Raw genomic sequence first — 15270 nt, 5'->3', positions numbered from 1 at the left:
CGGGAAAGGAAATGCGAGGCAATTCCATTCACCGGGTGCAACGGCTACATGCACAAGATCTATTCAGATTCTATTCTACAAAACCGTTGAGACAAGCGAGCTCGGCAATAGTTTTTTCTGCAGTGCAAAATGTTGATTTGGCACAGGAATGGGCCTGACTGTGCGCCGTTTGCAACACAGTTGTCGGGCAGTCAAATGCCATTCTAGCCATAGGTTATCGGCATGCAAACGGCGATCTTGAGACGGGGCGTTTCATCTTTTGACGCGCGCTGTCCTGATTCCCACGTCCAAGGAAAAAGGGCCGCCCGGTCATCCCGGGCGGCCCTTCCTGGCAGCTTTGCCGTGCGGCAGGGGGCTAGCCGGTGTTGCGCAAGCCGGCGGCTACGCCATTGATGGTCAGGTGGATGCCGCGCTGCACGCGTTCTTCCGGCGTGCGCTTGGCGGCCACCGTGGCGCGGTGACGCTTGATCAGCTCGACCTGCAGGTGGTTCAGCGGGTCGAGATAGGCGAAGCGGTTCTTGATCGAGCGCGCCAGCAGCGGATTGGCTGCCAGCCGCTCCTTGCTGCCGGTGATGGTGGAGAGCATGGCGCTGGTGCGTTCGTGCTCGTCGGTGATGCGCCCGAAGATGGCGTTGCGCAGCTTGCGGTCGGCCACCAGCCCAGCGTAGCGCGAGGCCACGGCCAGGTCGGTCTTGGAGAGCACCATGTCCATGTTCGACAGCAGCGCCGCGAAGAATGGCCATTCCTTGCACATGGCGCGCAGCGTGGCCAGGCGGCGCGCTGCTTCCTTGGCATTGCCGGCGTCTTCCAGCCAGCCCGAGACGGCGCTGCCAAAGCCATACCAGCCGGGGAAGAGCAGGCGGCACTGGCCCCAGGAGAAGCCCCACGGAATGGCGCGCAGGTCTTCGATGCGCTGGGTGGCCTTGCGCGAAGCGGGGCGCGAACCGATGTTCAGTTGCGCGATTTCGGCAATCGGGGTGGCGGCAAAGAAGTAGTCGGTGAAGCCCGGGGTCTCATAGACCAGGTTGCGATAGGCGCGATAGGCGCGTTCGGACAACTCTTCCATGACCCGTTCGAACTCGGCCAGCTTGCGGGCTTCCTTGTCGTCGGCATTGGTGGGCATGAGGCTGGCCTCCAGCGTGGCGGCCACCAGCAGTTCCAGGTTGCGGCGGCCGATCTCCGGATTGGCGAACTTGGAGGCGATGATCTCGCCCTGTTCGGTCAGGCGGATCTGGCCGTTGACGGTACCCGGCGGCTGCGCCAGGATGGCCTGGTAGCTGGGGCCGCCGCCCCGGCCGACGGTGCCGCCGCGACCGTGGAAGAGGCGCAGCTTCACGCCGGCTTCGTTGAACAGTTCCACCAGCTGGTTCTCGGCCTTGTACAGCTCCCAGTTGGAGGTCAGGAAGCCGCCATCCTTGTTGGAGTCCGAATAACCCAGCATGACTTCCTGCAGCTTGCCGTGCTTGGCGATGAGGCCCTTGACCTGCGGCAGGCTCAGCCAGCCGCGCATGATCTCGGCGGCGCAGCGCAGGTCGGGGATGGTCTCGAACAGCGGAATGACCATCAGCTCAAGTTCGCGCAACTGGTTGCCCTCGATGTGCAGCAGGCCGGTTTCCTTTTGCAGCAGCAGCACTTCCAGCAGGTCCGACAGGGTTTCGGTGTGCGAGATGATGTAGTTGCGGATGGCGCGCTCGCCATAGCGGCGGCGGATCTCGCGGGCCGCGCGCAGGATGGAGAGCTCGGAATCAGTCTGCTCGGAATATTCCAGGTAGGGCGAATGCAGCAGGCGCGGGCGCGACAGCTCGCCCAGCAGCAGGGCGATCTTGCGCTCCTCGTTCAGGGCGGCATAGTCGGCCTCGACCTGGGCCTTGGCAAACAGATCGGCCAGCACGCGCTCGTGGATGTCCGAACTCTGGCGCATGTCCAGCGTGGCCAGGTGGAAGCCGAAGATCTCGACGGCGCGCTTCAAGCCCGCCAGGCGTGGTTTGACCAGCGCAGCGCCGTGATGCGCCTGCAGCGAACTGACCAGCACGTCCAGCTCGGCCACGCATTGCTCGGGCGTCTCGTAGGGCGCAGCGGCGCCCACTTCCTGGCGCAGGATGTTGATCGCGCCCAGCGCGCGGGCAGTAGCCGCCAGGCGCGCATAGATGCCGATGAGGGCGCGCCGGTAGGGCTCGTCGGCACGGTGCTCGGAATGATCCGGAGAGGTCGCCGCCAGGGCCAGCAATTCGGGGCTGGCATCGACCATCAGGGTCGAGATGGACAGCTCTGCGCCCAGCGTATGCACTTCTTCCAGGTAGTAGTCGAACACCACCGTGGACTGGCGCTGCAAGGCATGCTGCATGGTGCCGGCATTGACATTGGGGTTGCCGTCGCGGTCGCCGCCGATCCAGCTGCCCATCTGCACGTAGGGCGGCAGTTCGGTGGGACGGCTCTTGCCGCGTGCCGGGAACTGGCTGTCGATCTCGGCTTCGATGTCCTCATACAGCGCCGGCAGTTCGCGCAGGAAGGTGGTGCGGTAGTAGGAGAGGGCGTTCTCGATCTCGTCGGCCACGGTCAGCTTGGTATAGCGCAGCATGCGGGTCTGCCACAGCGTAGCGATGCGCGCGCGCAAGAGTTCGGTGTTGTGGCGCAGCTCGCGGGGCGTCAGCGGCAGGTCGCGTTCGGCCACCAGGCGGGCGATCTCACGCTCGGCGTCCAGGATGGACTTGCGCTGCACCTCGGTCGGGTGGGCCGTGAGCACCGGCGACACCAGCGCTTCCTTGAGGAAATTGCGCACCTGTGCACCCGAGACGCCAGCGTCGTCCAGACGCGAGAGCGCATAGGCCACGCTGCCCGGCTGGGCCTCGGAACCGGCCAGCAGGTGGGCGCGGCGGCGGCGGTTGTGGTGCTGGTCTTCGGCGATGTTGGCCAGGTGCGAGAAGTAGGAGAAGGCGCGCACCACCGAATTGGTCTGGTCGCGGGTCAGCTTCTTCAACAGCTTGTCCAGCTCGGCGCCGGCCTTGGCGTCGGATTCGCGGCGAAAGCGCACGGCAGTCTGGCGGATCGTTTCCACGACCTCGAAGACCTCATCGCCTTCCTGTTCGCGCAGCACCTCGCCGAGCAGGCGGCCGAGCAGGCGGATGTCTTCCTTGAGCGGCGCATCCTTGTCGGCGCCGCGGGCGGGTTTGCTGGGGGTAATGCTGGTTGCGGCGGGGTTGGCGCCGGCGGAACGGGAGGTGGATGGAGCCGAACGGGCACTGCGTTTAGTTGGATTTGTAGTCGCCATGATCAACGGTTGCTGCGGTTTTCGAGAGAGAAAGTCGTGCTTGTGGATCGGATTGCCGTGGGTGTGCGTGCTAGAATTTGCCTCGTTTTTATGGGTTGCGTGTCGCCTCTGAACTTTGTTTTTAATTGCGTTTTTTAATCAGCTTACAGTCTGGATTCGCCGGTCTCCTGCTTTCCTTGTCTCCTCTGCCGCGGGTGCCACGACTGAATCGGAAAGCCCGTCTTGAAAGAATTTCCTCCTTCCAACATCGTCATCGTCTCGCGTGAAAGCCGCCTCGCCATGTGGCAGGCCGAGTACGTGCGGGACCGTCTGGCGGCATTATATCCGCAGTGCAGCATCAGTATCCTCGGCACCACCACCCGGGGCGACCAGATTCTTGACCGCGCCTTGTCCAAGGTCGGCGGCAAGGGGCTGTTCGTGAAGGAACTGGAAGTGGCCATGGCCGAAGGCCGCGCCGACCTGGCCGTGCACTGCCTCAAGGACATGCCCATGGACCTGCCCGAAGGCTTCGAGCTGGCCGCCATCCTGGAGCGCGAAGACCCGCGCGACGCCTTCGTCTCCAACGACTACGCCGCGCTGGACGAGCTGCCCGACGGCGCCGTGGTCGGCACCAGCAGCCTGCGCCGCCAGGCCATGATCGCTGCACGCTATCCGCAACTGGTGGTCAAGCCCCTGCGCGGCAATCTCGACACCCGCCTGGCCAAGCTGGACCGTGGCGACTACGCTGCCATCATCCTGGCCGTGGCTGGCCTGAACCGTCTGGGTCTCAAGGCGCGCATCCGCTCCTTCCTCGACCCCGCGCAAAGCCTGCCTTCCCCCGGCCAGGGAACGCTGGCCATCGAGATCCCCGAGGGCCGCGAGGACATCAAGCGCCTGCTGGCCCCGCTGCACGACGAACCCGCTGCCGTGGTCTCGGCGGCCGAACGCTCGGTCTCGCGCATCTTTGGCGCGAGCTGCCAGATCCCGCTGGCCGCCTACGCCACCTTGGATGGCCAGCGCCTGCACCTGCGCGCCATGATCGCCACCCCTGACGGCCTGCATGCCGCCGCCGCCGAAGCCGAAGGACCGGCGGCCGCCCCCGAGGCGCTGGGTGCGCAGGTCGCCGAGCTGCTCAAGGCGCGTGGCGCCGATGACATCCTGGCCGCTTGCAAGGCCCAGGCCGATGCCGCCTCTGCCTGAGTCCGGCGCCGCGCTGCCGGTGGTCGTGACCCGGCCCCGGCAACAGGCGCATGCCTTTGCCGCCAGCGTCCAGGCGCTGGGTCGTCCGGCGGTGGTGTTTCCGCTGCTGGAGATCAGCGCCGTCGAGGATGTGGCGACGCTGCAGGCCATGCTGGCGCGGCTGGAAGAGTTCGCGCTGGTGGTCTTCGTCAGTCCCAACGCCATCGATGCAGCCTTTGCACAGTTGCCCGCCGGGCGTCCCTGGCCGGCCAAGGTCGCCATCGGCATCGTCGGCGAGGGCAGTCGGCTGGCCTTGCGCGCCCATGGCGTGGACGCCGCTTGCGCCACCCTCTATGGACCGCAGCGGGCCGACAAGATGGATTCGGAAGAATTGCTCAAGTCGCTGCCGCTGGCGCAGCTGCGCGGGCAGCGCGCCCTCATCGTGCGCGGGCAGAGCGGTCGCGACTTCCTCAGTGAAGCATTGCAACAACAGGGCGTCACAGTCGAGTACCTCACCGCCTATCGGCGTACCGCCCCCCGGCTGGACGCCCAGAATGGCCCGCTCTTGCTGGATTTGCTCGATGGCGGGGCCGACTGGGTCATCACCAGTTCCGAGGCCTTGCGCAATTTGGTCGACTTGACAAGACTAGCCGGGGGCGAGGAACGTGTGGTAAAACTGCAACGGCAGCGCATTTTCGTCTCGCATCACAGGATCGCCGAGACCGCTCGGGAGCAGGGTTTCGAGCGGGTGGTCCTGACCGGTTCGGGCGATGAGCGCCTGCTTGCCGCACTTGCTGCCCCCGCTGCCGTATAGGCCGTTTAATTTGCCGCGTTACAATCCTGCCCATGACCGAACAGCAATCCACCCCCCAATTGCCGGAGCCCCAGCCGCAAGCCAGCCAGACTGCTGGCGCGGCCGCCTCGCAGGCCTCCTACACCTTCACCGCGCCGGACGGCACGGCTGCGCTGCGCCGTCGCCAGCGCGCCCAGACCGTCCTGCTGCTGCTGGTCATCGCCGGCCTGGGCGCACAGTGGTGGGTTTCCCACGCCGAACTGCGCGACCTGCGCAGCGAAGTGGCGCAGCGCCTGCAGAGCGGCGACAACAGCAACAATGAATTGAAGGGCGTGTTGAAGGCCGTGCAGGAAAGCACCAAGGAACTGCAATCGCGGGTCAGCGTGCTCGACAGCAAGCAGGCCGAATCCCAGAGCCAGCAGCTGGCGCTGGAACAGATGTACCAGGACCTGAACAAGAACCGCGACGACTGGGCCCTCTCCGAGATCGAGGAAGTGCTCTCCACGGCTGACCAGCAGCTGGAACTGGCCGGCAACGTACAGGGCGCGCTGATCGCCCTGCAAAACGCCGACAAGAGCCTGTCGCGCTCGGACAAGCCGCAATTCATCGCCATCCGCCGCGCCCTGGCGCGCGATATCGACCGCCTCAAGGCACTGCCCACGGTCGACATCCCCGGCATCGCCGTACGCCTGGACAGCGCCATCGGCCAGATCGACAACATGCCCCTGCTGGTCGATGAAAAGCCAGTGGAATCGGCCAGCGAACCCAAGCCGCAGCGCGTGAGCCCGGCGGTAGCCGGCAAGGCCAGCGCCGCCCCCGCCAAGAGCAAGGCGGCCGCCGCCGTCCCGGAGGAGGCCCCGGCCTCGGCCTGGTCGCAATGGCTGGCCGGCGCGCGCGAGACCTGGCAGAGCATGAGCACCGAAATGTGGGCCGAATTGCGCCAGCTGGTGCGCATCCGTGAAGTGCAGACGCCCGAAGCCATCCTGCTCTCGCCGGGGCAGGCCTACTTCGTCCGCGAAAACCTCAAGCTGCGCCTGTTGAATGCGCGTCTGGCGCTGCTTTCGCGCAATGAGTTCGCCTTCCGCAACGACCTCGCCTCGGCCCAGGACACCATCGCCAAGTATTTCGATACCCGCGCCAAGCAGGTGCAGACCACCCAGGCGCTGTTGAAGCAGGTGCAGGGCAGCAACCTGGCCATCCAGCTGCCGACCCTGGCCGAGAGCCTCAACGCCGTGCGCAACTACAAGGCCCGCCACTGAGCCGCTGACGGGAACCTGATATGAAAATACTGCTCTGGCTTCTGACCCTCTTCGCGTCCGCTATCGGCCTGGCCGTGCTGGCGCGTTTCAATCCCGGCAATGTGGTGCTGTTCTACCCGCCGTACCGCATCGACCTGTCGCTGAACTTCTTCATCTTCGCCGTGCTGGCGGTGTTCCTGGTGATCTACGTGGTCATCCGCGCCATCCGCCTGACCCAGAAGCTGCCGGGCCGCGTGATCGCCTATCGCCGCGCCAAGCGCGAGAACGAAAGCAACAAGGCCTTGCGCGACGCTCTGAAGGCCTACTTCGAAGGTCGTTTCGGCCAGGCCGAGAAGTCCGCCACGCGGGCTTCGGACCTGCCCGACAATGCCGGCATCGCCGCCCTGATCGGCGCGCGCGCCGCGCATCGCATGCGCCAGGGCGAGCGCCGTGACATCTGGCTGGCCAGCACCGAAGTCGATCCCACGCTCAAGGCCGCGCGCCTGATGACCGCCCTGGAACTGCAGGTGGACGAGCACCACTTCAAGCAGGCCCTGGAGACGGTGGAAGAGTTGAACGCCAACGGCACCCGCCACATCCAGGCATTGCAATGGGCCCTGAAGGCCAACCAGCAAGCCAAGAACTGGCCCGAAGTGCTGCGCCTGGTGCAGACCCTGGACAAGCGCAACGCCCTCCATCCGGCCCTGTCGAACCGCTTGCGCGAGATGTCCTACGACGCCTTGCTGTCGGACCGCTCCCATGACGCCGAGTCGATCCGCCTGCTGTGGAACGCCGTGCCCAGCGCCGACAAGCTCAAGCCCTACATCGCCGTGCGCGCCGCCCAGGCCTTCTCCAGCCGCGGCCTGCACGACGAGGCGCGCAGCCTGCTGGAACGCGGGCTGGCCGCTGACTGGGATATCCGCTTGCTGCGCGCCTACCGCGAATCGACCGCCGAAGCCGGCTCGCCGGCGCTGCTCTCGCAGATCGAGCATTGCGAATCCTGGCTGTCCAAGAACCCCACCGATGCCGAGCTGGCGCTGACCCTGGGCATGTTCTGCCTGCGCCAGAAGCTGTGGGGCAAGGCCCAGCGCCACCTGGAGCAAGCCCTGTCGGACGCCATCGAGCCGCGCACCGTGCGCGAATCGCACCTGGCCCTGGCCCAGCTGCATGAAGCGCTGGACCAGCCCGACCAGGCCGCCGCCCACTACAAGCAATGCGCGCTGGCCACAGCCATCCGTTGAACTTGTGGGCAGCTGAAAAGACCAAGGCGGAAGCGGCGCAAGCCCTTCCGCTTTTTTTTGCCGGCCTGGCGCCGCATGGAGGCACTGTCATGTTGGCGTAAGTTGCACCCGCCAAGATGCCCGGCAAGCGCCGATTGCCGCCAGATTGCCGCTATAATTGCGGCTTTCCGCGATCCTGCCCACTGTTGAGTTGCCGATCCGAAAAACCGCTTTCCGTTTCTTTCCCAAGTGAGAATCCCATGAGCCTGAACAACGTCCCCGCTGGCCGCGACCTGCCCAATGACTTCAACGTGATCATCGAGATCCCGATGAACGCCGATCCGATCAAGTATGAAGTGGACAAGGACACCGGCGCCATCTTCGTCGACCGTTTCATGGGCACCGCCATGCACTATCCGTGCAACTACGGCTACATCCCCCAGACCCTGTCGCAAGATGGCGACCCGGTCGACGTGCTGGTGATCACCCCGTTCCCGCTGATCCCGGGCGTGGTGGTGCGTTGCCGTCCTATCGGCGTGCTCAAGATGGCCGATGAATCCGGTATCGACGCCAAGCTGCTGGCCGTGCCGGTCGACAAGATCCTGCCGATCTACACCCACTGGCAAAAGCCGGAAGACCTGAACGAACTGCGCCTGAACCAGATCAAGCACTTCTTCGAGCACTACAAGGACCTGGAAAAGGGCAAGTGGGTCAAGGTCGAAGGCTGGGAAGGCCCGGACGCCGCCCGCGCCGAAATCCTGGCGGGCGTGGAAGCATACAAGAACGCCAAGTAATTTCGCGCTGCCTCTGCGCAGCTGAAAAAATCGCCCGACAGGCGCAAACCTGTCGGGCGATTGTTTTTTGATCCGTCGATTACCAAGCACACCCGTTCGGACTGAGCAGGCCCGAACGGGCCGTATCGAAGCCTGTCCTGAGCCTGGCGAAGGGGCGCTTCCTCAGTGGATGTCCCGCCGTAGTCGCGTCTTCGATACGACGCTGCGCGTCTACTCAGTCCGAACGGTGAGGGGGCTGCAGTGGAGCAAAATCTTCAATTGACCGTTCGGACTGAGTAGGCCCGAATGGGTCGTATCGAAGCCTGTCCTGAGCCTGGCGAAGGGGCGCTTCCTCAGTGGATGTCCCGCCGTAGTCGCGTCTTCGATACGACGCTGCGCGTCTACTCAGCCCGAACGGCAGGAGCGTACGCAGCCCAAGCGCAACACCTTAGTCCAGCTTGGCCGCGTGTTCGCGGGTGGCATGGAAGGTGATTTCGGGCCAGCGCTCCTGGGTCAGGCGCAGGTTCACCCCCGAGCTGGCCAGGTAGGCCATGTTGCCAGCGGCATCGATGGCCAGGTTGGCGCCGGCCGAAGACTTCTCGAAGTCAGCCAGCTTCTTCTTGTCGTCGCAGCTGATCCAGCGCGCGCTGCTGATGCTGGTGCCTTCGAAGACCGCGTCCACGCCATATTCATTCAACAGGCGGCTGGCCACCACTTCGAACTGCAGCACGCCCACCGCGCCCAGGATCAGGTCGCTGCCGGTGACGGGCTTGAAGACCTGTACCGCGCCTTCTTCGCCCAGCTGCTGCAGGCCCTTGTGCAATTGCTTGATCTTGAGCGGATTGCGGATGCGCGCCACGCGGAAGAAGTCCGGTGCGAAGTAGGGGATGCCGGTGAATTGCAGCATCTCGCCTTCGGAGAAGCTGTCGCCGATCTGCATGTTGCCGTGGTTGGGCAGGCCGATGATGTCGCCGGCATAGGCTTCTTCCACCTGTTCGCGGCTGGAAGCCATGAAGGTCACCACCGAGGACACCTTGATATCGCGGTTCAGGCGCAGGTGCTTCAATTTCATGCCGCGCTCGAAGCGGCCCGAGCACACGCGCAGGAAGGCGATGCGGTCGCGGTGGGCCGGGTCCATGTTGGCCTGGATCTTGAAGACGAAACCGGAGAAGGGCTCTTCGGTCGGCTTGACCTCGCGCACCGTGGCATCGCGTCCACCCGGGCCTGGCGCCCAGTCCAGCAGCGCATCCAGGATCTCGCGCACGCCGAAGTTGTTGATGGCCGAGCCAAAGAAGACCGGCGTCTGGACGCCAGCCAGGAAGTCGTCCAGGTTGAAGGGATGCGAGGCGCCATGCACCAGCTCCACTTCCATCTTCAGCTGTTCGATTTCCAGCGGGAACATCTCGGCCAGCTTGGGATTGTCGATGCCCTTGATGATTTCCACGTTGCCATTGGCGCGTTCTTCCCCCGCCTTGAACAGCATGATCTCGTCGCGCAGCAAGTGATACACGCCACGGAAATTCTTGCCCATGCCGATCGGCCAGGTCACCGGCGCGCACTGGATCTTCAGCACCGACTCCAGCTCATCGAGCAGCTCCAGCGAATCGCGGGTTTCGCGGTCCAGCTTGTTCATGAAGGTGATGATGGGCGTGTTGCGCATGCGGCAGACGTTCAACAGCTTGATGGTCTGCTCTTCCACGCCCTTGGCGGCGTCGATCACCATCAGCGCCGAGTCCACGGCGGTCAAGACGCGATAGGTGTCTTCGGAGAAGTCCTGGTGGCCGGGGGTGTCGAGCAGGTTGACCACGTGGTCGCGGTATTCGAACTGCATCACCGAGCTGGCCACCGAAATGCCGCGTTGCTTTTCGATTTCCATCCAGTCCGAGGTCGCATGACGGCCGCTCTTGCGCGCCTTCACCGTGCCGGCCAGCTGGATCGCGCCCGAGAACAGCAGCAGCTTTTCGGTCAGCGTGGTCTTACCCGCGTCAGGGTGGGAGATGATGCCAAAGGTGCGGCGGCGCTTGACTTCACGCGCGATCAGGTCGGTCGAGACCTTGCGGTTGCCGCTGGCGGCGTCGGAGGCATCGTCGGCAGCGCTGCTGGCGACATCAGGGAGTTCGTTGCTGGGTTCTTGCATGGCGGATCGATCGGGTCGGAGGTCGGGGGAACGCGGCCGCCAAAGGGCTGGGCGAAGGGCTGGACGATCCAGCCCCGCAAGGCCTTGCCTGCGCGCCCAGGGGCGGGCGCTGCAGGCATGTTCCAAAAGCTCTGGAAAACCCGAGATTATAACTGAAGCGGCCTGCTCCTCCCCATGTTTGCCTTCAGGCAATGCCTGTGCGGCCGTGCTCCTGCACGTTCAGCAGCGTTCAGGAGCGCTCGTCGCGTCGGTCATCGCGCCGCTCCTCCCGGCGCGGGTGCGGCTCGCGCGGTGGCTGCTGGCGCGCCTGCTGTTCGCGGCGCATCTGCTCCTGCTGCTGGCGGGCCTGCTCCATCTGGCGCTGCTGCTGCTCGCGCTGCTGGTTCATCATCTGCTGCTGGCGTTGCTGTTCGCGCTGCTGTTCCTGTTGCTGATGCTGCTGGCGCATCTGCTGTTCACGTTGCTGTTGCTGCAATTGCTGTTGTTGCATCTGCTGCTGGTGTTGCTGCTGCATCTGCATCTGCATCTGTTGTTGCCGTTGTTGCCACTGGCGCTCCTGCGCCTGTTGCTGCTGACGCTGGTCCTGGGCCTGCTGCTCGTGCTGGCGTTGCTGCTCGCGCACAATCTGTTCGCGCTGGCGTTGCTGGTCATTGGCCTGTTGTTCACGCTGGCGCTGCTGCTCGACGGCCTGGCGCTGGCGCATCTGGTCTTGCTGGGCGATGCGCTGCTGCGGGTTGTCGGCCACCGGCAAAGGTCGCGCGGGGCCGGGTTGCGGACCATGGTCACGCCAGGAAGGCATGCCTGCCGCAGCCTGCGGCTGCCCCTGGGGCGAGGGACGGGGCGCCGCCTGTGCCGCCAATGCGGGCGGCGGCGGGACAGCGCGCCCAGCGCCATAACGCCCTTCGTGATGCCATACCACCGGGCGCTGGTTGACGGTCACGTTACGGTTGATGGTGACGTTGTTGTTGACGATGCGGTTGTTGACCACATTGTTATTGATGTTGTTGACGTTGGTGATGCGCGTCTGGGTCACCATCACCTGGCGCTCACGCCAATCCGGGCGAGCCTCGCCAAAGACCGCGCTCATCACGCCGATACCAGTGCTGAAGCTGATGCTGGCCGAGAACCCCGGGTTGTAGCTGGGCGGGCGATAACGCGGTGGCGGCGCCCACACCACCGGCGGCGCCGAGGGCCACCACCAGTCGCCGTAGACCACGACCGGATTGTAGTAGGGCACATAGACCACCTGCGGATTGACCGGCACGATCTCGATGAAATCATCCTGCACCACCACCCGTTGCTGCGGACTGGATTCGAGCGTACCGGCGATGCGAGCGCGTTCGCGCAGGTTCTGCACCGTATCCATCACCGCCGGTTGCTGGCCCAGGAAAGCCTGGCCCAGCTGTTGCATCCAGTCCAGGCGATCATTCATCATCGCCAGCACCGAGGGAAACTGCACCAGCGCCTTCACGCTAGGGTCCCACGGCATGGGCGCCACCGCCCGCGCCAGCCCGTCGCCCTGCAAGCCCGGTCGCGCTTCGATGAAGCGCTGCGCCTGCACCACTTCCAGCGGATAGGTCGAGGCCATCAGCACCTGGGCCAGCAGCGAATCGGGATACAGCGCCACCGGCGCCAGCATCTGGTCCAGCTGCTGCTGGGTATAGACGGCCGGGGCAGGGGGATAGGCGCTCTGCGCCTGCGCCGGCATGCCCGAGACCAGCGAAAAGACCAGGCAGGCGGCCCAGGCCAGGGTTGACTTGTTCACGTCGTTCTCCTTCTTGATGCGGTCGGCGCAAGGATGAGCTTGAGCATAGACAAGAACAGCGACGCCGACCATGGACGATGAGGGCTATGGTCGGCCAGGACGTCTCAGGCAGGTGTAACGGAATTGCAAGCGATGTTTCAGCGGCGCCACTTGCTTGCCATCAGCATTCCCGTCGTGCAAGATCAGCGCAGCCCCTCGCGGGCTGTGGCATCATGAATGGCCACGCGATTGCGCTCATCCATGGCGTCGACTGCTCACGGGTTGCGCCGCTGCCCGAAGTGTCGATGCGAGGAGGGCGCGCGAAGGAACTGGATTACTGGATTATCAGTATCCGTATCAGTAAATTATTTATAGCCTTGTTTCCAAGGCGCACAGCCAATCAACACAACAAGGAAAAACCATGAGCCATCATCTGATCTGGCGGCGCGATGATTTTCTCATCGACACCGATCCCGACCGGCTGGATATCCCCCTCATCCATGACGTTCTCACCCATTCGAGCTGGTCTCCCGGCATCGACATCAACACCGTGCGCACGGCCATTGCCAACAGCCTCTGCTTTGGCCTCTATCGCGGCGCCCGGCAGATCGGTTTCGCCCGCGTGGTGACCGACCACGCCACCTTCGGCTACCTGTGCGATGTGTTCGTCCTCGAAGACTTGCGCGGCCAGGGTCTGGGACGTTGGCTCATTGAATCCTGCAACCAGCATCCGACCCTGCTCAAACTGCGTCGCGTGATGCTGACCACGTCTACCGCGCCCTGGCTGTATGCGCGCTGTGGTTTCGAGGCGATCAATCGCGGCGACTTCGTCTGGCACATTTCCCGTCCTGACATCTACCGCACCGGCTCCGCCGACTGAGCACCATTGCACCTGGCCGGAGCGACCTGAACGCTGGCGCTTCGGCCACGGCCATCCTTTTCCTCCATGCTGACGTACAAGAGTCCCGAGCAAGATGCTTGAGCGATAGTTACGTATTCTTAAAGTTGGTCATGCGCTTCTCATCGCCGCCGATGTTGCTGTCCTGCAAGCCGCGGCAGGTGGAACATGATCCGCATCAAGCCAAGGCCAGATGCGGAGTTTCTAAGTTTTTGAGCGACATATAATTTCGATGCACCTTAATGGAACACACCTGCACATCATCTGGGATGTGCGCATCGGACGTCGAACATGACCATCGCTAAGAAACTCCATCTCCTGACCCTCGCGGTCATCCTCGGTCTGGCCAGCCTGTCATTGCTGGGCATCTATCAAAGCAGGGAAGTGGCCAAGGCCGCCAGCTATTCATCCGTCAACACCGTCCCCAGCCTGCTCGCGCTGGGGGATGCAGGCGAAGCCGCTTTCGGTATCCGCGTGGGCATCTGGAAATACGCCGCCGCCACCGATCCGGTCTCGCGCACCCGCCTGGAAAAAGCCATGGCCGAACAGCATGACCGCGTGCTGGCCGCCTTCGATCGCTATGCCCGCGAAGACATTTCCGACGACACCGACCGCAAGCTGCTTGAGGCCGATCGCCAGGCCTTCGCCGACTACGAAAAGCAGCGCGCCGTAGTGCTGCGCATCGGCGCCGAGTCCCGCAATGAAGAGGCCTTGCGCGCCATCGAGCAACTGGTGGTGCCGCCCGGCGACAAGCTCATCGCCGCGCTCGCCGAGCATCGCAAGTACAAGGAGCAACTGGGTCGCCAGGGCGTGGAAACCGCTGAGGGCATCTTGCAGTCCTCGACCTACCAGGCCATTCTCGTGAGCCTGCTGGTGGCGGCGATAGTGGGCGCGACCAGCCTGTTGATCTCGCGCGGGATCTCGGTCTCGCTCGATGACGCCATCCGCGTGGCCAACGCCATCGCACACGGCGACCTCAGTTCCAAGGTCAAGATGACCGGCAAGGACGAGGTCGGCCAGCTGCTGCACGCCATCGGCGAGATGACGGCCAGCCTGGTCAATATCGTCGGCAATGTGCGCCAGAGTGTGGCAGCCATCGAGTCCGCCTCCTCCGAGATCGCCTCCGGCAACCTCGATCTGTCGGCCCGCACTGAAGCGCAGGCCGGCTCCATCGAAGAGACTGCTTCAGCCATGGAACAGCTCACCGCCACCGTGAAGCAGAACGCCGACAACGCCCACCAGGCCGATACCCTGGCCAGCTCCGCTTCGTCGGTGGCCTCCGAAGGCGGCAAGGTGGTGCAGGAGGTGGTGCACACTATGGATGCCATCAACAGCTCGTCGCTGAAGATCGTGGACATCATCAGCGTCATCGACGGGATCGCTTTCCAGACCAACATCCTGGCGCTCAATGCCGCCGTCGAAGCCGCCCGCGCTGGAGAGCAGGGACGCGGCTTCGCCGTGGTCGCCTCCGAAGTGCGCTCGCTGGCCCAGCGTTCGGCCTCGGCGGCGCGCGAGATCAAGGAACTCATCGACGACTCCGTGGAGAAGGTCCAGAGCGGCAGCCGCCTGGTGATGCAGGCCGGCAACACCATGGAACAGGTGGTGACGAGCGTGCAGCGCGTCAGCGACATCGTGCGCGACATCAGTGTGGCCAGTGGTGAGCAGAGCGACGGCATCGCCCAGGTCAATCAGGCCATCGGCATGATGGACCAGACTACCCAGCAGAATGCCGCGCTGGTGGAAGAGGCCGCCGCCGCCTCGCAATCCCTGCGTGAACAGGCCAAGGGCCTGGCGCAGGCGGTGTCGGTGTTCCGTCTGGAACGCAGTGCTGCGGCGGCCAAGCCTGCAGTGGTTGCGCCGGTGCAGGAACAGCCGGCCATGCTGGCATTGACCGCATAAGCACGGCGGTATTGCTCGGCAGAGGTCAGCAATGGTCAGGAAAGGTCAGCAAATGTAATCTTTGAAGATGTATTTTTGCGCTATGTTTCGACTCGCCAGCATTGGCATGGTGGACTGCGCCATCCGGCGCAGCGGAGATACC

The 15270-nt window shown here is 64.2% G+C and carries 10 protein-coding genes; 7 read left to right on the top strand and 3 right to left on the bottom strand.

What is annotated here, in order from left to right:
- Nucleotides 1-355 precede the first annotated feature (355 nt).
- Nucleotides 356-3268 carry a phosphoenolpyruvate carboxylase gene (ppc, locus tag ACP92_RS14630; protein WP_013234887.1) on the bottom strand — a complete coding sequence of 971 codons (2913 nt, stop codon included), beginning with the start codon at nucleotides 3266-3268 and terminating at the stop codon, nucleotides 356-358.
- Nucleotides 3269-3490: 222 nt separating this feature from the next.
- Between ppc and hemC the strand changes: the two genes are divergently transcribed.
- From hemC to ppa, 5 genes are all read left to right on the top strand, one after another.
- A complete protein-coding gene (gene hemC, locus ACP92_RS14625) occupies nucleotides 3491-4447 on the top strand; it encodes a hydroxymethylbilane synthase (RefSeq protein ID WP_013234886.1) in 957 nt (318 codons plus the stop codon).
- Nucleotides 4431-5240, top strand: a complete 810-nt coding sequence (locus tag ACP92_RS14620; protein ID WP_013234885.1) for a uroporphyrinogen-III synthase — start codon at nucleotides 4431-4433, stop codon at nucleotides 5238-5240. The genes hemC and ACP92_RS14620 overlap by 17 nt, the downstream gene beginning before the upstream one ends.
- Nucleotides 5241-5272: 32 nt before the next feature.
- The gene (locus tag ACP92_RS14615; protein WP_013234884.1) at nucleotides 5273-6478 is read left to right on the top strand and encodes a uroporphyrinogen-III C-methyltransferase; all 1206 of its coding nucleotides are present in this window, start codon (nucleotides 5273-5275) and stop codon (nucleotides 6476-6478) included.
- A gap of 20 nt (nucleotides 6479-6498) precedes the next feature.
- Nucleotides 6499-7698: a heme biosynthesis protein HemY gene (locus tag ACP92_RS14610; protein WP_013234883.1), complete on the top strand. Its 1200-nt coding sequence runs from the start codon at nucleotides 6499-6501 to the stop codon at nucleotides 7696-7698.
- Nucleotides 7699-7937: 239 nt separating this feature from the next.
- On the top strand, nucleotides 7938-8471 hold the full coding sequence (gene ppa, locus ACP92_RS14605; protein WP_013234882.1) for an inorganic diphosphatase: 534 nt from the start codon (nucleotides 7938-7940) through the stop codon (nucleotides 8469-8471).
- 427 nt (nucleotides 8472-8898) lie between these two features.
- Here ppa and ACP92_RS14600 read toward each other — a convergent pair whose 3' ends face one another.
- Nucleotides 8899-10587 carry a peptide chain release factor 3 gene (locus ACP92_RS14600; RefSeq protein WP_041310919.1) on the bottom strand — a complete coding sequence of 563 codons (1689 nt, stop codon included), beginning with the start codon at nucleotides 10585-10587 and terminating at the stop codon, nucleotides 8899-8901.
- 229 nt (nucleotides 10588-10816) lie between these two features.
- Nucleotides 10817-12352: a DUF3300 domain-containing protein gene (locus ACP92_RS14595; protein WP_013234880.1), complete on the bottom strand. Its 1536-nt coding sequence runs from the start codon at nucleotides 12350-12352 to the stop codon at nucleotides 10817-10819.
- 400 nt (nucleotides 12353-12752) lie between these two features.
- On the opposite strand from ACP92_RS14595, the gene ACP92_RS14590 reads away from it, so the two are divergent.
- Both ACP92_RS14590 and ACP92_RS14585 read left to right on the top strand, forming a co-directional pair.
- Entirely contained in the window at nucleotides 12753-13211 is a 459-nt protein-coding gene (locus ACP92_RS14590) for a GNAT family N-acetyltransferase (protein WP_013234878.1), read from the top strand.
- A 309-nt stretch (nucleotides 13212-13520) separates the two neighbouring features.
- Nucleotides 13521-15128, top strand: a complete 1608-nt coding sequence (locus ACP92_RS14585; RefSeq protein ID WP_013234877.1) for a methyl-accepting chemotaxis protein — start codon at nucleotides 13521-13523, stop codon at nucleotides 15126-15128.
- Nucleotides 15129-15270: the final 142 nt, after the last annotated feature.

This window comes from Herbaspirillum seropedicae, from assembly GCF_001040945.1.
Taxonomy (GTDB): domain Bacteria; phylum Pseudomonadota; class Gammaproteobacteria; order Burkholderiales; family Burkholderiaceae_D; genus Herbaspirillum; species Herbaspirillum seropedicae.
The sequence above is the reverse complement of the archived record's forward strand: the minus strand, read 5'-3'. Positions and strand labels throughout refer to the sequence as shown.

What these genes read in the sequence shown, in the direction of transcription:
- ppc (WP_013234887.1), bottom strand. Translation starts at nt 3,268, where the DNA reads ATGGCGACTACAAATCCAACTAAACGCAGTGCCCGTTCGGCTCCATCC.
- ACP92_RS14620 (WP_013234885.1), top strand. Translation starts at nt 4,431, where the DNA reads ATGCCGCCTCTGCCTGAGTCCGGCGCCGCGCTGCCGGTGGTCGTGACC.
- ACP92_RS14615 (WP_013234884.1), top strand. Translation starts at nt 5,273, where the DNA reads ATGACCGAACAGCAATCCACCCCCCAATTGCCGGAGCCCCAGCCGCAA.
- ACP92_RS14610 (WP_013234883.1), top strand. Translation starts at nt 6,499, where the DNA reads ATGAAAATACTGCTCTGGCTTCTGACCCTCTTCGCGTCCGCTATCGGC.
- ppa (WP_013234882.1), top strand. Translation starts at nt 7,938, where the DNA reads ATGAGCCTGAACAACGTCCCCGCTGGCCGCGACCTGCCCAATGACTTC.
- ACP92_RS14600 (WP_041310919.1), bottom strand. Translation starts at nt 10,587, where the DNA reads ATGCAAGAACCCAGCAACGAACTCCCTGATGTCGCCAGCAGCGCTGCC.
- ACP92_RS14590 (WP_013234878.1), top strand. Translation starts at nt 12,753, where the DNA reads ATGAGCCATCATCTGATCTGGCGGCGCGATGATTTTCTCATCGACACC.
- ACP92_RS14585 (WP_013234877.1), top strand. Translation starts at nt 13,521, where the DNA reads ATGACCATCGCTAAGAAACTCCATCTCCTGACCCTCGCGGTCATCCTC.